The sequence below is a fragment of the Pseudomonas sp. 1121_17 genome, from assembly GCF_052850745.1.
The window spans coordinates 239,355-259,598 of sequence record NZ_VXCX01000002.1; the positions used below are offsets into that span (position 1 = coordinate 239,355).

The window sequence follows — 20,244 nt, forward strand, 5'->3', positions numbered from 1 at the left end:
ATCAACGTCAGAAGGTATAGGCAACCCCGGCCTGCACAGTGCGTGGCTCACCTGGGTAGGCGTAGCGGTTGAACGCGCTTTCGTCATAGCCTTTGTTGAATACGTTACGCACATCCAGATTCAGCCGCACATGCTCGTTCAACTGATAGAAGCTCAGCAGGTCGACCACGGTGTATTGCTCCATGGTGTAAGTGCTGGCGGCCGTCTGACCCTGGCGGTCATCCACGTATTTGACGCCCATGCCCATACCGAAACCTTTGGCCAGGCCGTCCTGGAATTCGTAGGTGTTGAGCAGGCTGAAGCTATTGCGTGGGATGTTGGCCAGACGGGTGCCGGTAGGCAGGGTCGTGTCCTTGGTGACTTCAGCATCCACATACGCGTAGCCACCGATTACCCGCCATTCAGGTGTCAGGTTGCCGGCCACGTTGATATCCAGGCCACGGCTGCGGACTTCACCGGCGGCAATGCTGAAGGTGCCGGTTGGGTCGGCGGGATCGCGGGCCAGTACGTTCTCTTTGACGATGTGATAGATCGCCGCGTCGATGCTCAGTTGGCGATCCAGGGGCTCCCACTTGACGCCCAGTTCGTAGGATTTGCCCTTTTCAGGGTCGAAGCCGTTGCCCTGCATGCTCGCGCCGCTGTTTGGTTTGAACGAGCGTGCGGTGTTGGCATACACGGCGACAGTTTCGGTCAGGTCGTAGATCGCACCCAGGCGCGGGGTGACGGCGTTGTCTGCTGCGTCCCAGCCAGTGGTGCCTGGCAGGTAGTTTTCGTACTCGTGCTCGAAGCGCTCGAGCCTCACACCAGCCAGCACCTTGAAACGCTCGGTCAGGGCGACTTGATCTTGCACGAAAGCCGACCAGGTCTTGAGATTTTCCTTGTCATGCGTGGTGGTGCGGGTCAGAGCAGGGCGTGGCTGGCCGAGGACTGGATTGTAGATATCGATCGGGTAGGCGCCAGACCCGTTGGCGGAGCGCTGGATGATCGATTTGTAATCGTAGTCTTCGTATTCGATACCGGTCAGCAGCGTGTGAGCGAAGCCTGCAGTTTCGAAGTGGCCGGTCAGATTGAGCTGGTAGTCACGATCAGTCCACTCCAGCTTGCGATAGTTGAAGTTGCGCCCGAGGGTACGGCCATCACCTTGCAGGCTGTTGGCTTCGACGGCATTCCCTTTCAAGCTGCCCTCCAGCCACTGCATACCGCCAGCCAGGGTCCAATTGTCATTGAGCAGATGCTCAAAGCGCAGCTGGGCCATGTTGTTGTCGTTGTGCAGCAGGTTGTCGCTGCCTTTTTCCCAGACGTTGGTGTCACGCGAGGCGCTGCCGCGCTGGGTGTCATAGCGGGTCAAACCACGGTCGAGCGGGTGGTTGTTGCGCATGAAATCGCCTTCGAAGACGATCTTGGTGCTGTCGTTGGCCTGCCAGCTGAGTACCGGGGCGACGTCGTAGCGCTCGCTGTCAACGTCATCGCGGAAGCTCTCGCCGCCTTCGCCCAATACGTTCAGGCGATAGGCCAGGCTGCCGTCCTCGCTGAGCGGGCCAGTGGCGTCCAGTGTTGCACGGTGCATGCCCTGGTCATCGAACTGGCTGCCTAGGGTCACTTTGGACTCAGGCAGCGGCTGTTTGCTGACGATGTTGAAAGTGCCGCCGGGATCGCCACGGCCATACAGGCTGCTGGCCGGCCCGCGCAGCACTTCCAGGCGCTCGACGGTGTTGGCGTCCGGCGCGTTGGGGTAGCCGCGGTTGATCGGGAAGCCGTTGCGGTAGTAATCACCGGTGGTGAAGCCGCGCACGGTGACGTTGGTCAGGCCCTGGCCGCCGAAGTTGTTGGCCCGGCCCACGCCGCCGGCGTAATCCAGCGCGTCCTGCAGGCGGGTTGCGCCAGTGTCTTCGAGCACATCCTTGGGTACCACGCTGACTGACTGCGGGGTTTCATGCAGGGCGGTATCGGTGCGGGTAGCGCTGGCCGAGCGGGTGGCGCGGTAGCCGATCACAGGGCCATCGGCGCGTTCGCGCTCGCTGGCGGCATCGATGTTGACGGCTTGCAGCTCGACCGTTTGGGCCGGTTCGGCATCAGCCAAAGCCACAGGGGAGATACCATTGAGCAGACAAAGGGAAACGAACGCACGGCGCATGGACGATACGATCCTGGCAGGGGAAGATGCGCGGGATCATATCTGGAAACAATTCTCGTTTACAGAAATATTTTGCGTACTAACGTACCAGGTTTTGGCTGCAATCGTTGGGGTGATTGCCGAGCGAGCCGCAGCGCTGACAAAGCGCTGCGGCAGGCCGATCAGTGCGGAGCGCGGATGATCGTCTTGAGCAGGTCTTCCGGGCTGATATGCCCAACCACCTGCTGCACGCCGCCACTGCCTGGCGAAGGCAGGTCGATGATGTGCGAGCGCATCTTGCCGACAACATGCATCTCACACGGCTTGCAATCGAACTTCAAGGTCAGCACTTCATCGCCCTGGATCAATTGCATCGGTGCGACCTTGGTGCGTACGCCGGTCACGCCTTTGGCCTGTTTCGGGCACAGGTTGAACGAGAACCGCAAACAGTGCTTGGTGATCATCACCGGCACTTCGCCCAGCTCTTCGTGAGCCTCGTAGGCGGCGTCGATCAACTGCACACCATGACGGTGATAAAACGCCCGGGCCTTCTCGTTGTAGACGTTGGCCAGGAACGACAGGTGCGATTCCGGATACACCGGCGGTGGGTTGCTTTCGGCCTTGCGTGCACCGCGTGGGTGGGCAGCGATCCGTGCTGCGGTCAGCGCCTCGATGGCCTCACGGCGCAGGGCCTTGAGCTGCGAGTTGGGGATGAAGAACGCCTGCGGTGCATCCAGCTCGATAGCGCTGGCGTGGTACTGGGTGGTGCCCAGTTGGCCGAGCAGGTCATGCAGTTGATCGAGCGCCTGTTGCGGCTTGTTGGCCGGGCCAAACGGGCCGTCGAGGGCGACGCTGACGCTGATGCCTTCTTCACTGGTGGCGGTCAGCTGCAGACGCTGTTCGCTCAGTTGCGCCTGCCAGGCCACGCCGACCCGGCGTTCAGCGGAGGTGCGCTGCAAGGCCTGCTGCCAGTTGTGATCGAGGTTGCGCGACAGTGGATGGTTCGGCTTGAGCCGGTACATGCCATCCGGCATCTCGTTGGGCTCGACCCGGTAACGGTAGCGCGGTGCACCGTCTTCCTCGAACTCGCCCTTGAGCTCGGCGATGTTGGCGCGGAACCCCACCACTTCGCGCTTGACCAGCACGTTGAGGCCGTCACCGTTGCTCAATGGCACCTCGGTGACCACCTGCATGTCACGCTTGCCGACCTTTTCCACCACGCCTACCGGCAGGCCGGTAAAGGTGGGCGAGTCGAACGCGCCGATGTCGATCTTGCGGTCGCTGACGAAGTAGTCGGTGCTGCCGCGGTGGAAGGTCTTGTCCGGGTCGGGCATGAAGAAGTGTTCGGTGCGGCCACTGGAAGCTCGCGCCAGCTCGGGGCGGTTCTCCAGAATCGCATCGAGCTCTTTGCGGTAATGGGCAGTGATGTTCTTCACATAGCCCATGTCCTTGTAGCGGCCCTCGATCTTGAACGAACGCACGCCGGCATCGACCAGATCGCTGAGGTTGGCGGTCTGGTTGTTGTCTTTCATCGACAGCAGGTGCTTCTCGAACGCTACTACTCGGCCCTGATCATCCTTGAGCGTGTACGGCAGGCGGCAGGCCTGCGAGCAGTCGCCACGGTTGGCACTGCGCCCGGTCTGCGCCTGGGAGATGTTGCACTGGCCGGAGAACGCCACGCACAGCGCGCCATGGATGAAGAATTCGATGGCCGCATCGGTTTCGCTGGCAATCGCGCGGATCTCTTGCAGGTTGAGTTCCCGCGCCAGCACCAGCTGGGAGAAACCGGCCTGATCAAGGAAACGCGCCCGAGCCAGGGTGCGGATGTCGGTCTGGGTGCTGGCGTGCAGCTCGATCGGCGGGATGTCCAGCTCCATCACCCCAAGGTCCTGCACGATCAACGCATCGACGCCGGCATCGTACAGCTGATGGATCAGCTTGCGCGCTGGCTCCAGCTCGTTGTCATGGAGGATGGTGTTGATGGTGGTGAAAACCCGCGCATGGTAGCGCCGGGCGAACTCGACCAGTTCGGCGATCTCGCTGACTTCGTTGCAGGCGTTGTGCCGCGCGCCGAAGCTCGGGCCGCCGATATAGATGGCGTCAGCGCCGTGCAGGATGGCTTCGCGGGCAATCGCCACGTCGCGGGCAGGGCTGAGCAGTTCCAGGTGATTCTTGGGCAAGGACATGGCTTTATTTTTCGGGCTGTCACGGTTTAGGCGGGCATTGTAACGGTGAAACGCTCACGCGGCACCTGCGCACTGCCCGATGGTGAGCCGGTACTGGTCAATTAGCTTGAACGCCTGCGCTTGCCACCCGGTCGTACCTGAAAACATAGCCCGACCGACCGTGATGAGGCCCCGACCATGAGCGACACCCCGACCGACCCTAGCGGCCAGGCCATCAGCCTGACCTTGAACGGAACGCCCCGGCAGCTGCAGGTGCAGCCCTGGACCACCCTGCTTGACCTGCTGCGCGAGCAGCTCGACCTGACCGGCACTAAGAAAGGCTGCGACCACGGCCAGTGCGGCGCCTGCACGGTGCTGCGCAATGGCCGCCGGGTCAACGCCTGCCTGACCCTGGCGATCATGTGCGATGGCGACCAACTGACCACCATCGAAGGGGTCGCAGACGGCGACAGCCTGCACCCGCTGCAACAAGCCTTCATCGAGCATGATGCCTTCCAGTGCGGCTACTGCACCCCCGGGCAGATCTGCTCGGCGCTGGGCATGGCCAACGAAGGCCGCGTGCGCAGCCGTGACGATATCAAGGAAGCCATGAGTGGCAACCTTTGCCGCTGCGGTGCCTACAGCAATATTCTCGATGCCGTGGAAGCGACCTTGCCGTTGATTCATGGAGGGCCGCGGCCATGACTCCGTTCCAGTACAGCAAGCCCACCAGCATCGACGCCGCTTTGGCCCTGACCGGCCCACAGGCGCGGTTTATCGCTGGCGGCACCAACCTGCTCGACCTGATGAAAGAAAACCTCGACCAGCCCGAACACCTGATCGACATCACCGGCCTGCCGCTGGACCAGGTCAGCCAAACCGAGGCGGGCGGGCTGCTGATCGGTGCGCTGGTAAGCAACGCCGACCTGGCCTGGCATCCCCTCGTCGAACAGGGCTATCCGCTGCTCAGCCAGGCGATCCTGGCAGGTGCATCGCCGCAGCTGCGCAACATGGCCAGCACTGGTGGCAATTTGCTGCAGCGCACCCGTTGCTACTACTTCTATGACGCCAGCACGCCGTGCAACAAGCGCGAACCTGGCTCGGGCTGCCCAGCCCGTGATGGCCTCAACCGCATCCATGCGATTCTCGGCGCCAGTGGCAGCTGCGTTGCGGTGCACCCCTCGGACATGTGTGTGGCGCTGGCAGCGCTGGAGGCGCGGGTACATGTGCAGGGCAAGGCTGGCGTACGCCAGATCGACTTTGCCGACTTCCATCGCCTGCCGGGTGACAGCCCGCAGCGCGACAACCAGCTGGCAGACGATGAGTTGATTACCGCCATCGAGCTGCCGGCGCCGCAGTTCAGCCAGCACAGCCACTACCTCAAGGTCCGCGATCGGGAGTCCTATGCGTTTGCGCTGATCTCGGTTGCCGCCGCGCTGGAACTGGACGGCGACAACATCGTCAGCGCGCGGTTGGCACTCGGCGGGGTTGCGCACAAACCTTGGCGCAACCCCGCAGTCGAGCAAATGCTGCAGGGCCGTGCTGCCAGCAGCGAAAGCTTTGCCGCAGCTGCAGACATGCTCTTGGCTGATGCCAAGCCACTGGCGCACAACGCCTTCAAGATCAAGCTGGCCCACGCGGCCATCGTCCGCGCCTTCACTGAAGCTGCCGCAACAGGAGTTGCCTGATGAATACCTTGAAACCCGTTAGCGGCCAGCCCATGGACCGCGTCGACGGCCCGGCCAAGGTCACCGGTCAGGCCCGTTACGCGGCCGAATACCCCACCCCTGATTTGCTCCATGGCAGCGTGGTCTCGAGCACCATCGCTCGCGGCCGCGTGCGCCATATCGACTGCGAGGCAGCATTGCGCCTGCCAGGCGTGGTGGCGGTGCTGCACCATCAGAACCGGCCAAAGCTGGCGGGCGAAGATGAGCAGTACGAAGACGCTGATTCGGCCGATGGCTCGCCGTTTCGCCCGCTATACAACGACCGTGTGCTCTACAGCGGTCAGCCGCTGGCACTGGTCGTCGCCGACAACCTCGAACTGGCCCGGCATGCCGGCACGCTGGTGCGCATCGAATACGAAACCGACGCCCATCAGACCGATCTGCTTGCCGGGCAGGCCCATCCCGCGCCGGCTGAGCTACCCAAACCCCGCGGCGACTTCCAGCAAGCCTATGACGCTGCCAAGATCCGGGTCGATGCCACATACAGCACCCCTATCGAGCATCACAACCCGATGGAGCCGCACGCGTCCACGGTCATCTACCACCCAGGCGGCAATCTGGAAGTCCACGACAAGACCCAAGGTACGCAAAATTGCCGTGATTACCTGCACAGCGTGTTCGGCTTGCCCAAGGAGAAACTGCGAGTATTCGCGGCCTATGTCGGCGGCGCCTTCGGCTCTGGTTTGCGCCCGCAGTATCAGTTGCCACTGGCAGTGATGGCGGCGCTGCAACTGCAGCGCTCAGTGCGCGTCACCCTGACGCGCCAGCAAATGTTCACCTTCGGCTACCGCCCACGCACTGTGCAGCAGTTGCGCCTGGCCGCTGACGCGCAGGGCAAGCTGCAGGCGATCCATCATGCGGCTACCGGCCAGACCTCGCGTTTCGAAGACTTCACCGAGCACGTGGTCGAATGGAGCGGCATGCTCTACCAGTGTGACAACGTGGCCCTGGACTACCGCCTGGTGCCGCTGGATGTCTACACGCCGCTGGACATGCGTGCCCCCGGTGCGGCGCTGGGCTTGATCGGCCTGGAGTGCGCGATGGACGAGCTGGCAGTGGAGCTGGGCATGGACCCGGTCGAGCTGCGCCGGCACAACTTTGCCGAGAGCAACGGCAACGAGGGTAAACCGTATTCCAGCAAAGCCCTGCTGGACTGCTACAGCCAAGGTGCCGAACGCTTTGGCTGGGCCGCGCGCAATCCGCAGCCACGCAGCATGCGCGAAGGCCATGAGTTAATCGGCTGGGGCATGGCCGGCGGGGTCTGGGAAGCGATGCAGATGAAAGCCAGCGCCCGTGCGCGCCTCGATGCCCACGGCCAGTTGGTGGTGAGCAGCGCGACCACCGATATCGGCACCGGTACCTATACCGTCATGACCCAGATCGCGGCTGACGCGATGGGCATGGCGCCGGGCGAGGTGACCTTCCTGCTGGGCGATTCGGCGCTGCCGACCGCGCCATTGCAGGGCGGCTCGTTTACGGTGTCATCGGTCGGTTCAGCAGTGCGCCAGGCCTGTGAAGTGCTGCGTGGCAAACTGCTGATGGCGGCGCGCAGCTGCTACCCGGAGCTGGCCGGTCATCCGGCTGAGGACATGGTTATCAGTGAGGGTGAGCTGCACGCTGGTCGCCGCCGTTATCCGCTGGGCGAGATACTGCCGCGCAGTGGTCTGGAGGCGAAGGTGGTGTGCGAGCCCGATGCCCGCCGTGACGGCTATGCAACGGCAACGCACTCAGCGGTATTCGTTGAGGTGCGGGTCGATGAAGAGCTCGGTACGGTGCGTCTTGGGCGGGTGGTCAGCGCGATTGCAGCGGGGCGGGTGATCAATCCGAAGATGGCCCGCAGCCAGATTCTCGGTGGGGTGGTCTGGGGCGTCAGCATGGCGCTGCATGAAGAGACCTTGATCGACCATGAGCTGGGCCGCTACATGAACCACAACCTGGCTGAGTACCACATTCCGGTACAGGCGGATTTCGCTGACATCGATGTGCTGTTCGTAGATGAACCGGACGAGATCGTCAACGCGCTCGGCTCCAAGGGCGTGGGCGAGATCGGCATCGTCGGGGTGCCAGCGGCGGTGGCCAATGCGGTGTATCACGCAACCGGCAAGCGGATGCGTGAGTTCCCGTTGACGATTGATCGAGTGCTTGGTTGAGGCTGACTCCGGCTGCAGCGGCCTGGATCGAGGCTGCTGCAGTCGGGGCAGCGGTCAGAACTGGTATTCCATGCCGGCGCCGGCGTACCAGGAGCGGCCGGGGGCTGCTTCGTAGTAGCGCTGGTTGCCATCGCCGACAATCACCGAACCGACGTATTGGCGATCGGTCAGGTTGTCCAACCGCAGCAGTTGATGGAAGGTCCATGGGCCAAGGTTCTGCTCGAAGCGCGTGCGCCAGTTGAATACGGTATAGGCCGGCGCAGCAGTCTGTTGATTGCTATCCTCAACGTAGACTTTGCTGCGATATTGGCCCTCAAGGCCCATGCTGATCCCTGGATGCGGTTTCCATACGAGCTCGGTATATAGACTGCTGCGCGGTACGCCAGGCAAATTGTTGCCTTTCTCGATGGTGCTGCTGCCTTGGCTGACGGATTCGTCATAGGTTGCATCAAGCAGCGTGTAGGCGATGTTGGCCTGCCATTGTTCGCTCAGCTCCCGTTGTACACCAAGCTCCAGGCCGCGTCGCAGTGTCTGACCGGCGTTTTGGTAACTAGTGCGACCGTTGCTTGAAGCAAATACCACTACTTCGTCTTCGGTCTGGATCTCGAACAGAGCCAGGTTTATCCGGGTGCGCTCGTCCGGGCGGGCTTTAAGGCCGATCTCATACTGGGTGCTGGTCGCGGGTTTGAGGCCGAAGTTGAAGCCTTCCACGGCACCTGGCGCATAGGCCATCTCGGCCTGCGTCGGGGTCTCGAACGCCTTGCCAGCGCTGACGTAGCCGTGCAGCTCAGGGGTGAAGGCGTACATCACCGACAGTGTAGGCGTGGTGCGTTGATACTTTTTCGAGCCGCTGGAATCGCCATTGGCCAGGTACTTGTCGTTGACCTCCATTTCCATGCTGCTGCGGCGCACGCCAGCATCGACGGTCCAGCGGTCGAGTTCCCAGTGGGCTTGTAGATAAGGGTCGAGGCTGGTGGCGGTGTCCTTCTCGTCGCGACGCAGTTCACCTTTGACTCCAGGGGTGTCGCCGCTGAAGTTCTGGAAGCCGCGGCGGTCATCCGTGCTGCGGTCGTAATCCGCGCCGGCGGTGAGGGTCAGGGCACCGTAGGCGACTTCGATCGGTTGAATCCAGCGCAAGGTGCCACCGTGGAACTCCCGGTCGAAATCGACCACGCCGCCACCGCGCTGGTTTGCCGCAGTGATCACGCCGTTGATATCTCTCGGAATGGACAGATACTGAATCACACTACGCTTGCCCGCATACAGATTGAACTGCAACGTCGCGTCACCGAAGTAACGCTCGTAATTCATCCCAACTTGCTGGTGATGGATGCTTTTGCGCGTGTTGTATTCTTCGGCGCGGCTGATCACTGAGCGGGGATCATCCTTGTAACCTTGCCAGGTCTGTCCCAACGGGTCCTGGGTGCCGTTCTGCTCCAAAGTGCTGAAGATCAGTGCCAGGCGGCTGTCTTCATCAGGGCGTACATGCACCTTGGCAAAGGTCTGGTCGCGCCGCGCCGCACTGTGGTCGCGGTAGCCGTCGGTGTCCAGCCGGGAAGCATCGAGGACAAACCCGGCGTAGTCGTTGCCGCCCTCACCGTAGACATGGTTCTTGTTGAAGCCATCGCTGCCAAAGGTGGTGTCGACGCCGACCTTGGGCGCCCCAGCACCATCGCGGGAGAACATCTGGATCACCCCGCCGGCATTGCTGCCGTAAATCGCCGACGCAGGGCCGCGCAGCACTTCGATGCGCTCGGCCACATCGAGGTTGAGCGAGGCTGCCTGGCCCTGGCCGTCGGGCGTACTTGCCGGGATTCCATCGCTGAGCAGCTTGATCCCGCGAATGCCAAATGCCGACCGAGCGCCATACCCGCGAGAAGATATCTGCAGGTCCTGGGCGTAGTTCTGACGGTTCTGCACCACCAGCCCGGGCACGCGATTGAGCGCCTCGGACAAATTGACCCCCAACTGGCCATCAGCGATCTGCGCGCGCTCCACGGTATCGATGGAGTAGGGCAGGTCGAAGCTCTGGTTGGGTGCATAGGTGCCCGTGACCACCACCGGCTCGAGCAGGTTGAAGGTGGTCGCAGGCTCGGCATGGGCCAGGCTGCACAGGCCGAGGGTTGGCAGTAGAACGGTGAAATGGCGACGCATGGGGCTTCCTGCTGCTTCAAAACGGTGGTGACGGGTGGGCCAGGGTCAGGCCTTTGCGGCCATAGCGGTTACTTCGACGCGCATACCTTCTACCGCCAATGCCGCCACGCCAACGGCCGCTCGGACCGGCCATGGCTGGCTGAAGAAGCGCTGGTACACCTCGTTGAATGCAGGCCGGTCGGCCATGTCGGTGAGGTAGATGGTCAAGTGCAGCACACGGTCCATGGAACTGCCAGCGCGCTCCAGCGCAGTTTTCAGCGCCTGCAGGGTGCATTCGCTCTGCTCGACAATACCGCCCAGCTCCAGGCTGCCGTCTGCCCGGGTCGGGATCTGCGTGCTCACCAGCAAATTGCCGAAGCCGGTCACGTCGGACGAGATTGAGTCCGGGTCTGGGTCTGGAATGAAGGTGATGTCTGCATTTGCCATGGGAATAGATGCCTAGCACGGGAGGAAAGGCGCAAGCCTACGTGAGCGAGCCGGGCCGGTCGAGCCGCCGCTGGGCCATTGAAATTGAAATAGTAGGCATAGCCGGTCAGAATCGCGGCCATTTGGCCGAGCGCACAGCCTCGGTTATGCAGAAGGAACAGGGCTTGAACGAACACACACTGTCGCAGCGCCTGGAGCGGGTCGCGGCGAACGTGCCGGCATCAGCGCGGCTGGCGGATATTGGCTCGGACCACGGTTACCTGCCGGTGGCGTTGATGCTGCGCGGGGCGATCGAGTTTGCCGTGGCTGGCGAAGTGGCGCAGACGCCGTTTCACTCGGCGCAGCGCAAGGTGCGTAAAAATGGCCTGGAGCAGCGTATTGCCGTGCGCCTGGCGGATGGCCTGGCGGCGATCGAGGCGGGTGACCGGATCGATGTGGTCAGCCTGTGCGGTATGGGCGGCGAGACCATGTGCGAGATATTCGAGCGCGGCAAGCACTACCTCACCGGCACCGAGCAGTTGATCATGCAGCCCAACGGTGGCGAGCAGGAGCTGCGCACCTGGCTGATGAAAAACGGTTACCGCATCGAGCATGAAGAGGTGCTGCGCGAGAACCGCTTCGACTACGAAATCATCGTTGCCGTGCCGGCTGCTGACGTGGTCTACACGCCGCAGCAGCTATTGTTTGGCCCGTGCTTGATGGAGCAGCGCAGCGAGGCGTTTCTGGGCAAGTGGCGCCGCGTGCTGCGTCAGCGCCAGCAGACCCTGGCGCACTTCGAGCATGCGCAAGAGGTGCCGCAGGCCAAGGCCCGGCTGTTCAGCGAGCAGGTCGAGTGGATTACTCAACTGCTGGCCGGGGCCTGATCGATTACATCTGCGAGCAGTTGCCCATCTCGCGGAAGCTGATGTCGTGGCGCTGGCCTTGCTGGTCCAGATAGGCCATCCGCGCGGTGCCCACCTTGCAGTCTTCGATGTCGCTTGCCGGGGTAATGGAGATCACCTTGGCAATGTCCAACGGCATGCCGTAGTGGTATTGCTCAACCGCTGCGGGTGCTGGTTGTTGATTGCCCTGGTCCGCGTAGGCAACGGTGGTGGCCACTGAGCTGAGAACGGCAAAAATTGCGATAACGGCTTTCATGATGAGCTCCTCGATTACGTATGAGCCATGATGCATTGCTTGGCGATTCACAATAAATGGCCTGCAACGTGATAAATTGCTGCTCTTGATGTACGAATTAAACTTCAGGAGCGCGCTTCCATGGACATGCTGCATGCCATGCGGACTTTCACCCGGGTAGTCGATTGCGGCAGTTTCGCGGGCGCCGCCAATGCCCTCGACATCTCTGCCGCCCAGGTCTCACGCATCGTCGCCGAGCTCGAAAACCAGTTGCAGACTCGCCTGCTGCACCGCACTACCCGGCGCCTGCGCATGAGCGAGGCGGGCGAGCGTTTCCTTGAGCGGGCGCGGCAGATCCTGTTGCTCAGTGAAGAAGCCATGGACGAGGCGCGCGGTGCCCACCTGACCCCGCGCGGGCGGCTGCGGGTGCACTCCACCCATGGCTTGGGCCTGCTGATGATGCCGCTGGTGGCGGCCTATCAGGCGGCCTGCCCGGAAGTGGTGATGGAGCTGACCCTCTCGCAGCGCAATCCCGATCCGCTTGATGAGGGCCACGACGTGGTCATCACCATCGGCCGCGGCTTGCCGGATTCGCAGCTGATTGCCATCCCCCTGGGCGGCATCTACAGCATCCTTTGTGCCTCACCTGACTATCTGGCGCGTCACGGAGTGCCCGAGCGTCCAGAGGACTTGCAGCAGCATGTGTGCATGCGCATGGGCGACCCATTGTTCGAAGAGGACTGGGTGTTTGAACAAGCGGCCGAGAGCTGCGTGATTCAACCGCAGCAGACCTTCCTGACCAACGTCGCGGATGCCATGTTGCAGGCTACCGAGCTGGGTATGGGGATTGGCTTGATTCCGTATTTTTCCGCGACCAGAGCGATCGAGCAGGGACGGCTATGCCGGGTCTTGGCGCCGCATCGCCTGCGTCAGCGGGAGATTTATGCGATCTACCCGTCCCGGCACTATCTGGATGCCAAGGTGCGGACCTGGCTGGACATGCTCAAGGAGCAATTGCCGCTGATGTTCCAGGCGCATGAACAGATAGTCGAAGAACAGCGCCACTGGCGCTGATTGAACTGAAGCGCGGCGCTGCAGGTTTCCCCACAGCGCCCCTGCGATCAATGATCGTCTTGCTCGGCACTGCTCGAGTCGCTTGGCCCAGGGGTCTTGCCTTCTGCGCCATCGGAATCGGTACCGGTATCGCTGCTGTCATTATCCGGGCTTCCGCCTGGTGTGTTGACGCTGCTGCCGTCACCGGCGGTGCTGCCACGCGGTTGGTCGCCAGAGGACTGTTCAGTGGTGGACTTGCCGCTGTTCATGTCTGTGGCAGCAATGCTGACGGTAGAAGCAAGGCCCAACGACAGGGCAAGAACTAACGGAAGCGGGCGGAAGCGAACCATGGTGAATCTCCTATAAGGATGATCGTCATGTGTTCGGCCACGCCAGCGGGGGCAGGGTGCCCGTCGGGCGACGAGCGGTCATGCCCCCGGCGCGGGTCAGGCGTGTTCTGCAGCAGGCGCCGGCGCCTGGGTTTCAGCCATCGATGGGTGCTCCTGCACAGCATGGCGCAGTTCTTCGGTCACCCGCAGTTCGGCGCCACTCGGCGAGAACGTGGTGCTCGCAGCAAACGGCGCGGGATGCTCCGGTGCCGGGCGCTTGCCGCGGCGCCAGAGGAAGAAGCTGACCATGGCCAGGTTTATCACGGCAAATGCCCAGAACAGGCCGACTTCGCCGTACGAGGTCATCACCGGCGAAATCGCCAGCGGCGCCATTGCCGAGCCCAGCGAGTTGATCAGCAGCAGGCCCTGGATCATCGGCACCAGCGCATCCGCTGGGGCGCGGTCGGCAGCGCTGCTGACCGACACCGGGTACACCGCGAACACACAGCCGCCGAGCAGGAACAGCATTGCTGGCAACAGCACCGAGTTGGCCGGCAGCAGGCCGATCACCAGCGACAGCACGGTGCACAGCGCGGCCAGCGTGATCAACACATCCTGGCGGTCCTTGCGGTCGGACCAGCGCCCCACCGGATATTGCAGCAGCATGGCGCCGAGAATCACCCAGGCCATCATGGTGCCGACTTCACCCACCGCCAGACCGATACGCTGCAAGTACAGCGGCAGCAAGGTATACACCGCGGCGATTGCCACTCCCGAACCAAAGCAACCGACCAGGCCGGTAGGGGCCACGCCCAGCAGTTGCCGGGGTTTGAGCGGTTCGACCTGATCGAGCACCGGCGATACCTGCGGCAGGATCACGATCGGCAGCACCGACAGCGCCGCCAGCATGCCGGCAACCATGTATGGCGCGCTGGCGCCCAGGCCAGTGATCTCGCCCAACGCAGCCTGAGCCAGCACGCCAGCACCGTAGAAGGCGATCATATAAAGGGCCAGCAGGCGCCCGCGGATCTTCGCGTCGCCGGCCATCAGCAACCAGCTTTCAATCACCAGAAACACGCCGACGGCAGCCCAGCCGTTGATCAGGCGCATGGCCATCCACCAGGTGGTGTCGTAGAACAGGCCCTGCATCAGGCTGGTGGCGGCGATCAGCGCGGCGAAGCTGCTGTAGGCTCGGATGTGGCCGATGCGCAGGATCAGCCGGTCATTGAACAGGGCGCCCAGGGTCAGGCCGATGAAGTAGGCCGAAGAGACGATACCGATCATCGTCGCCGATTCGCCCGCCGTACCCAGTTGCAGTGTGGTCAACGAAGACATGAAACCATTGCCCAGGGCCATGATGAACAGCCCAAGCAGGGGCGCCAGCGCCATGGCCAGCAAACGCGGAGACATACATACCTCAAGAAGAAATCAGCAGATGTGTGCCTTTTTGCCGCGCAGGCTGGGCCGGGCCGTTGCGGACCGGTAGCGAGGGTGCCTGTAGCAGGGTGACTGGCGAAAAGGAGGCGCGATTTTAAGCGTTATCCTGGATTTGCCAAGGGGGCTGGCCCTGCGACCATCCGCCGCAGGATCAACGGTCGGGGTGTTGATGCAGCAGCCCGCGCTGTCAGGCGTGGCCATCAGCCAGCCGTGGCGGCTGAAACAACTGCCGAATCAACTCGCGCAACCAGCGATTGCCGCTGTCCTGGTGGTAGCGTGCGTGCCAGTGCTGCTTGACCGTGAAGCCGTCGACCGCAAGCGGGCAATCGGTCATCTGCAGGCCGTGCATGGCGGCCAGTGTCTGGCCGATATGCCGAGGGAGCGTCGCGAGCAGGTCGGTCGAGCCGACCACCATGCCCAAACCGAGAAAGCCGGGCAGCTCAAGCATCACCCGGCGCTCGATGCCGGCCCGGGTCAGAGCCGCCTCGAGCAATTTCTGGCCGGTGCCGGCACTGACTTGCACGTGTCCCTCGGTCCGGTAGCGGGTGATGCTCATGGGCTCGCCTTCGGTGGCATGCTTGGGGTTGCTCAGGCACACCCAGTCCTGCTCGAACAACACCTGCTGGTACATGCCGCCGCCCAGCCAGGGCACAAAACCAATGGCCAGGTCGGCTTCGCCTGATTCCAGCGCGCTTTCGGTATTGCCGTCGATGCGTGCCGCTTCCAGGCGGATGCCCGGCGCGTGCGAGCGCAGATGATTGAGGATGCTCGGCAGCAAGGTGATGTGGCTGGCATCGCTGACGCATAAGCGAAAACGCCGCTGCGCGGTCGCGGCGATGAATTGTGGCTCGGAGGCGGTCAGTCGGCGCAGCGATTCGAGCACCTCACGGCACGGCCCGATCAACTGGTCGGCCCGCGGCGTGGGCGCCATGCCGCCGGGGGTGCGCACAAACAAGGGGTCGTTCAGCTGCTCGCGCAGGCGTGCCAGCCAGATGCTGATGGTGGGCTGGCTCTGGCCCAGTTGCTCGGCGGCGCGGGTCACGCTGCGGCAGTTGTAGAGGACATCGAACAGGCGCAGCAGCTTGGGATCTGGCAGGGCATCCAACGACGTCATTATTGTAATTCTCAATAGTGCTATTGAGGCCATTGTATAGCCCAAATAAGCCCGCCTGCCTAATGTGGTCGCAAAGCACAGGAGGCTTGCGACGTGAAAATCTGCATTCTTGGAGCCGGCGCCCTCGGTTGCGCCATTGGCGCTGCCTTGAGCGAGGCGGGGCACGAAACCTGGTTGTTGAACCGCGGCCAGGCGCATGTCGATGCGATCAACCAGCACGGCCTGCACGTCGATGATGAGCGTGGCGAGCGCCACGTGCGGGTCAACGCCAGCATCGATGCCGAAGAGATCGGTACGGCCGATCTGGTGGTGGTGCTGGTCAAGTCGTTCCATACCGCTGAAGCGATTGCCGGCGCCAGTGCCTTGATCGGCCCGCAGACGCTGGTGCTGTCCCTGCAGAACGGCCTGGGGCACGAGGACATTCTAGCCGAGGCAGTGGGCCGTGAGCGTGTACTCGCGGGCAAGACCTACGTCGGTGGCGTGCTGCTGGCGCCCGGCTCGATTCGCGCCGGGGTAGTGGGCAAGCAGACCTTCATCGGCGAGCTCGACGGTCAGTTGACGCCGCGGGTGCAGGCCATTGCCGACGCCTTCAACGGCGCCGGGCTGGCCACCAGTGTCAGCGACAACATCCTCGGCACCATGTGGGACAAGCTGCTGGTCAACGTCGCCACCGGCGCGCTCAGCGGCATCACCATGCTCAGCTATGGCCAGCTGTACAGCGAACCGCTGCTCGAGAGCACGGCCAAGGCAGCGGTGGCCGAAGCCATCGCGGTCGCCGAGCGGGCCGGTATCCGCCTCAGCCTGACCAGCCCAGAAGCCGCCTGGCAACTGGCTGCCGAAGGCCTGCCGGCGAGTTTTCGCACCTCGATGCTGCAGAGCCTGGAAAAAGGCTCGATCACCGAAATCGATTTCATCAACGGCTCCGTTGTGCGCTGGGGCCAGCGCCATGGCGTGCCCACACCGGTCAACGCAACCCTGGTGGCCTGCATCAAAGGCATTGAACGCGCCATGGGCGACTATCAAAAGAGGGACTTCAAGTGACTGCCAAAGCCTACCTTGAACACGTTGCATTCTTCGTCAAGGACATCCACTGGCACATCGGCTTTTTCAGCGAGGTGTGCGGCATGACCATGCGTGAAGTCCAGGGCAGCCTCGAGCAGCCTGCGCAGTACTGGACCCTGGGCGGGTTGCAGTTCATCCATCAGCCGGACTTTGCCGGCCCGGAAGGACGCATGGCCCACCTGGGCATCATGTGCGAAGACCTCGAGGCCAGCCTGGCTGCTGCGCAGCGCTTCGGCGTCACGCCATTGCCGCAAGGCTTCAACTGGTTCCGCCTGCCGGATGGCCTGGCGATCGAGCTGATTCAGGCCCGTCCGGTCAGCTGCGTAGCCCAGGCATTGGCGATTGACCCACGTGCACAGGAGCAAGCATGAACGTAGTGGAAAAATTCTGGGACGATGCCCGTGAAGGCGACGAGTGCATCAGCCCAAGCTATACCGTGACCCGTGAGCGCATTCTGGCCTACGCCGACCTTACCGGTGACCACACCCCGGTCCACGTCGACGAGGCTTACGCCAACGCCAGCCACTTCGGCTGCCTGGTTGCCCATGGCTTGTTCGGCCTGTCGATTGCCGACGGCCTCAAGACCCAATGCGAATACCGCTTCGTGCCCGGCATGTCGCTGGGCTGGACCTGGGACTTCCTCTTGCCGATCAAGGTCAACGACGTGCTCCACGTGCGCATGCGCGTCGGCTCGATGCGCGCAAGCAAGAGCCGCCCAGGCTGGGGCATCGTGGTCTTGCCGTCGGAGCTGATCAACCAGCACGGCGAAGTGGCGCAGCGTGGCGAGCACCGGTTGATGGTCCCAAGGAGGGCGCAGGCATGAGTCAGGCATTACCACTCGCAGGCATCCGCGTCATCGATTACAGCCACTTTCTCGCCGGCCCGTATGTTGGCCGCTGCCTGGCTGCGCTGGGCGCCGAAGTGATCAAGGTCGAGCGCCCAGGTACAGGTGATGCTGGGCGCCAGCATGCCTTTACCCTCGACGAGCAGCAGAGCGGTTACTTTCTGCAACTGAACATGGGCAAGCAGGGCGCCAGCGTCAACATGCGCGACCCGCGCGGCAAGGCCTTCATGCAGCGCCTGACCGACTCGGCCGACGTATTCATCGAAAACTACCGCCCCGGTGCACTGGAAAAGCTCGGTCTGGGCTACAGCGAGCTGTCGGCGCGCAACCCGCGGCTGGTCTATTGCTCGATCTCGGCCTATGGCCACACCGGGCCTGATGCGCACCGCGCAGGCTTCGGCCTGATCGCCGAAGCCAAGAGCGGCATCATGCAGATGGTCGGCGTGCCGGGCGAGGCGCCGCCGTTGCTGCGTATTTCGCTGGGTGACATGTACACCGGCATTCATGCCGTAGCTGCAATCAACGCGGCGCTGTTGGGCCGGGTCAGCAGTGGCCGCGGCCAGCATATCGACATGGCCCTCTACGACACGCTGGTGTCGATGCACGAATACGCCGTGCAGTGCTACACGCTGTCCGACGGCATCGTGCTGCCCGAGCAGACTGGGCATGACATGCCGACGTCGACCCTGTACGGGGTCTTCCGCGCCGCCGATGGTAACCTGGTCATCGCTGCGCAGGTGGACGACGCCTGGCAGCGCTTCGCCGCCATGCTCGAAGCCAACGGCGGCCCGAGCGGCTTTGGCAGCGACAGCCGCTTCCACAGCCTGAACGGGCGCAACGCCAATCGCGAGGACATTCTGGCGGTGGTGCGCGAGTGGGTCGGCGCGCGGCGGGTGGCGGATATACTCGCTTTGCTCGACAGCATCGACATCCCCAGCGCCAAGGTCCAGCGCATCGACGAGGTGCTCGCCGACCCGCAGATCAAAGCCCGCAACATGGTCATCGAACAGGAGCACCCGCGCTACGGCACCTTGCGCCTGCCTAACCTGCCGTTTCGCTTCTCGGACTGCGATACCACCATTCACCAGGTCGCCCCGGACCTCGGCCAGCACAACGCCGAAATCGCCGCCGGGCTTGGTTTCAGCCCTGAACAGATCGCTGCGATGCAGGCAGATGGGGTCTTGTTCAGCCACGGAGATGCAACATGACTGACCGCTATGCAGTGATCGGGCGGCCGATCAACCACACCAAATCGCCGCTGATTCACGGCCTGTTTGCCCAGGTCAGTGAGCAGGTACTTGAATACGGCGCCATCGAAGGCGAACTTGACGGCTTCGAAGCGCAGGTACTGGGCTTTCGCGAGTCGGGCGGGCTGGGCATGAACATCACTGCGCCGTTCAAGCTGCGCGCGTTCGAGCTGGCCGACCGGCGCAGCGAGCGCGCCCAGCTGGCCGGGGCCGCCAACGCGCTGAAGTTCGAAGACGGGCGCATCGTTGCGGACAACTTCGATGGCATCGGCTTGCTGCGCGATATCGAAAGCAACCTTGGCCAGCCGCTGCGCAACCGCCGGGTGCTGTTGCTCGGCGCCGGTGGTGCAGTGCGCGGTGCGCTGCTGCCGTTTCTGCAGGCAGCGCCGCTGGAGCTGGTCATCGTCAACCGCGATATGTCCAAAGCCGTGGCGCTGCGCAATGAAGTCGACCACCCGCTGCTGCGCATCAGCCGTTACGAAGAGCTGCAGGGCGAGACCTTCGATATCGTTATCAATGCCACCTCGGCCAGCCTCAGCGGTGAGCTGCCGCCGGTGCCTGCTGACGTATTGAACGGTGCCCAGCTGGCCTACGAGCTGGCCTATGGCAAGGGCCTCACGCCATTCCTGCGGCTGGCCCGCGAGCAGGGCGTGCCGAACCTGGCCGACGGCGTCGGCATGCTGGTCGAGCAGGCGGCAGAGGCATTTGCCTGGTGGCGCGGGGTGCGGCCTGAGACGCGCACTGTGATCAACCAACTGACCATCCCACTCGAGTAGCGCCATGAGCGTCAATATCCTGATGCTGCACGGCGTCAACCACAACATGTTCGGCAAACGGGACCCACGCCAGTACGGCACGGCCACGTTGGCAGACATCGATCAGGCCTTACAGGCGCTGGGTGAGGAACTCGGCGCGCGCATCGAGAGCTTTCAGAGCAACTACGAAGGGGCGATGTGCGAGCGTATTCACCAGGCCTACGAAGAGCGGGTCGATGCCGTGCTGATCAATGCCGGGGCCTGGACCCACTACAGCTACGGCATTCGCGATGCGCTGGCGATTCTGGAAGTGCCGGTGGTAGAAGTGCACATGTCGAACATCCATGCCCGCGAGGCGTTTCGTCATCACTCGGTGTTCGCCGAGGTGGTACGCGGGCAAATTTGTGGGTTTGGCGTTGATACTTACCGGCTGGCGTTGCGAGCAGCGATGGGCATGCTCTGATTGCAGCTGATCTGTTTGCGTTTTATCCACCGCCAGAACGCCGACCGCGAGGCTGCTGGGGCATACTGGGATCTTTTTCGGGCGATCAG

General features: G+C 63.0%; 19 protein-coding genes. 11 read left to right on the top strand and 8 right to left on the bottom strand.

Annotation, left to right across the window (positions count from 1 at the left end; all coding sequences use genetic code 11):
- Positions 1 to 7 precede the first annotated feature (7 nt).
- The gene (locus FW789_RS05975) at positions 8 to 2,134 is read right to left on the bottom strand and encodes a TonB-dependent siderophore receptor (RefSeq protein ID WP_446431135.1); all 2,127 of its coding nucleotides are present in this window, start codon (positions 2,132 to 2,134) and stop codon (positions 8 to 10) included.
- A 161-nt stretch (positions 2,135 to 2,295) separates the two neighbouring features.
- A complete protein-coding gene (locus FW789_RS05980; RefSeq protein WP_150569337.1) occupies positions 2,296 to 4,299 on the bottom strand; it encodes a peptidase U32 family protein in 2,004 nt (667 codons plus the stop codon).
- A 177-nt stretch (positions 4,300 to 4,476) separates the two neighbouring features.
- On the opposite strand from FW789_RS05980, the gene FW789_RS05985 reads away from it, so the two are divergent.
- From FW789_RS05985 to FW789_RS05995, 3 genes are read left to right on the top strand one after another with little or no spacing between them, the layout of a single operon-like run.
- Entirely contained in the window at positions 4,477 to 4,983 is a 507-nt protein-coding gene (locus FW789_RS05985) for a (2Fe-2S)-binding protein (protein WP_150569336.1), read from the top strand.
- Entirely contained in the window at positions 4,980 to 5,966 is a 987-nt protein-coding gene (locus FW789_RS05990; RefSeq protein WP_446431136.1) for an FAD binding domain-containing protein, read from the top strand. The genes FW789_RS05985 and FW789_RS05990 overlap by 4 nt, the downstream gene beginning before the upstream one ends.
- Positions 5,966 to 8,155, top strand: a complete 2,190-nt coding sequence (locus FW789_RS05995) for a xanthine dehydrogenase family protein molybdopterin-binding subunit (RefSeq protein ID WP_411561718.1) — start codon at positions 5,966 to 5,968, stop codon at positions 8,153 to 8,155. The genes FW789_RS05990 and FW789_RS05995 overlap by 1 nt, the downstream gene beginning before the upstream one ends.
- A 54-nt stretch (positions 8,156 to 8,209) precedes the next feature.
- Here the strand turns inward: FW789_RS05995 and FW789_RS06000 are convergent, their stop codons facing one another.
- Together FW789_RS06000 and FW789_RS06005 are read right to left on the bottom strand one after the other, a co-directional pair.
- A complete protein-coding gene (locus FW789_RS06000) occupies positions 8,210 to 10,309 on the bottom strand; it encodes a TonB-dependent receptor family protein (protein WP_446431137.1) in 2,100 nt (699 codons plus the stop codon).
- A 45-nt stretch (positions 10,310 to 10,354) separates the two neighbouring features.
- The gene (locus FW789_RS06005) at positions 10,355 to 10,735 is read right to left on the bottom strand and encodes a RidA family protein (RefSeq protein ID WP_103437241.1); all 381 of its coding nucleotides are present in this window, start codon (positions 10,733 to 10,735) and stop codon (positions 10,355 to 10,357) included.
- Positions 10,736 to 10,899: 164 nt separating this feature from the next.
- Here FW789_RS06005 and FW789_RS06010 point away from each other — a divergent pair, with 164 nt between their 5' ends.
- Positions 10,900 to 11,598 carry a tRNA (adenine(22)-N(1))-methyltransferase gene (locus FW789_RS06010; protein WP_103438769.1) on the top strand — a complete coding sequence of 233 codons (699 nt, stop codon included), beginning with the start codon at positions 10,900 to 10,902 and terminating at the stop codon, positions 11,596 to 11,598.
- A 4-nt stretch (positions 11,599 to 11,602) separates the two neighbouring features.
- On the opposite strand, the gene FW789_RS06015 is transcribed toward FW789_RS06010, so the two are convergent.
- Positions 11,603 to 11,872 (bottom strand): DUF2790 domain-containing protein, encoded by a 270-nt coding sequence (locus tag FW789_RS06015; RefSeq protein ID WP_446431138.1) that lies wholly within the window; start codon positions 11,870 to 11,872, stop codon positions 11,603 to 11,605.
- Between the two features lie 120 nt (positions 11,873 to 11,992).
- Between FW789_RS06015 and FW789_RS06020 the strand changes: the two genes are divergently transcribed.
- Positions 11,993 to 12,925: a LysR family transcriptional regulator gene (locus FW789_RS06020; protein ID WP_103437243.1), complete on the top strand. Its 933-nt coding sequence runs from the start codon at positions 11,993 to 11,995 to the stop codon at positions 12,923 to 12,925.
- Positions 12,926 to 12,972: 47 nt separating this feature from the next.
- On the opposite strand, the gene FW789_RS06025 is transcribed toward FW789_RS06020, so the two are convergent.
- The 3 genes from FW789_RS06025 to FW789_RS06035 all read right to left on the bottom strand — a co-directional run bounded on the left by FW789_RS06025 (position 12,973) and on the right by FW789_RS06035 (position 15,784).
- A complete protein-coding gene (locus FW789_RS06025; protein ID WP_186698235.1) occupies positions 12,973 to 13,254 on the bottom strand; it encodes a hypothetical protein in 282 nt (93 codons plus the stop codon).
- A gap of 96 nt (positions 13,255 to 13,350) precedes the next feature.
- Positions 13,351 to 14,643, bottom strand: a complete 1,293-nt coding sequence (locus FW789_RS06030; RefSeq protein WP_101319166.1) for an MFS transporter — start codon at positions 14,641 to 14,643, stop codon at positions 13,351 to 13,353.
- A gap of 214 nt (positions 14,644 to 14,857) precedes the next feature.
- A complete protein-coding gene (locus FW789_RS06035) occupies positions 14,858 to 15,784 on the bottom strand; it encodes a LysR family transcriptional regulator (RefSeq protein ID WP_186698233.1) in 927 nt (308 codons plus the stop codon).
- Positions 15,785 to 15,877: 93 nt separating this feature from the next.
- Between FW789_RS06035 and FW789_RS06040 the strand changes: the two genes are divergently transcribed.
- From FW789_RS06040 to aroQ, 6 genes are read left to right on the top strand one after another with little or no spacing between them, the layout of a single operon-like run.
- Positions 15,878 to 16,825 carry a ketopantoate reductase family protein gene (locus FW789_RS06040; protein WP_411561715.1) on the top strand — a complete coding sequence of 316 codons (948 nt, stop codon included), beginning with the start codon at positions 15,878 to 15,880 and terminating at the stop codon, positions 16,823 to 16,825.
- Complete coding sequence (locus FW789_RS06045) at positions 16,822 to 17,217, top strand: VOC family protein (protein ID WP_101319171.1); 396 nt, start codon at positions 16,822 to 16,824, stop codon at positions 17,215 to 17,217. The genes FW789_RS06040 and FW789_RS06045 overlap by 4 nt, the downstream gene beginning before the upstream one ends.
- Positions 17,214 to 17,669 (top strand): MaoC family dehydratase, encoded by a 456-nt coding sequence (locus FW789_RS06050; RefSeq protein WP_186698228.1) that lies wholly within the window; start codon positions 17,214 to 17,216, stop codon positions 17,667 to 17,669. The genes FW789_RS06045 and FW789_RS06050 overlap by 4 nt, the downstream gene beginning before the upstream one ends.
- Entirely contained in the window at positions 17,666 to 18,898 is a 1,233-nt protein-coding gene (locus FW789_RS06055) for a CaiB/BaiF CoA transferase family protein (RefSeq protein WP_446431139.1), read from the top strand. Before FW789_RS06050 ends, FW789_RS06055 begins: the two co-directional genes overlap by 4 nt.
- Positions 18,895 to 19,713, top strand: coding sequence for a shikimate dehydrogenase (gene aroE, locus FW789_RS06060; RefSeq protein WP_186698224.1), 819 nt, complete (start codon positions 18,895 to 18,897; stop codon positions 19,711 to 19,713). The genes FW789_RS06055 and aroE overlap by 4 nt, the downstream gene beginning before the upstream one ends.
- A 4-nt stretch (positions 19,714 to 19,717) precedes the next feature.
- Positions 19,718 to 20,155, top strand: coding sequence for a type II 3-dehydroquinate dehydratase (gene aroQ / locus FW789_RS06065; protein ID WP_186698222.1), 438 nt, complete (start codon positions 19,718 to 19,720; stop codon positions 20,153 to 20,155).
- The last annotated feature ends 89 nt before the right edge of the window (positions 20,156 to 20,244 follow it).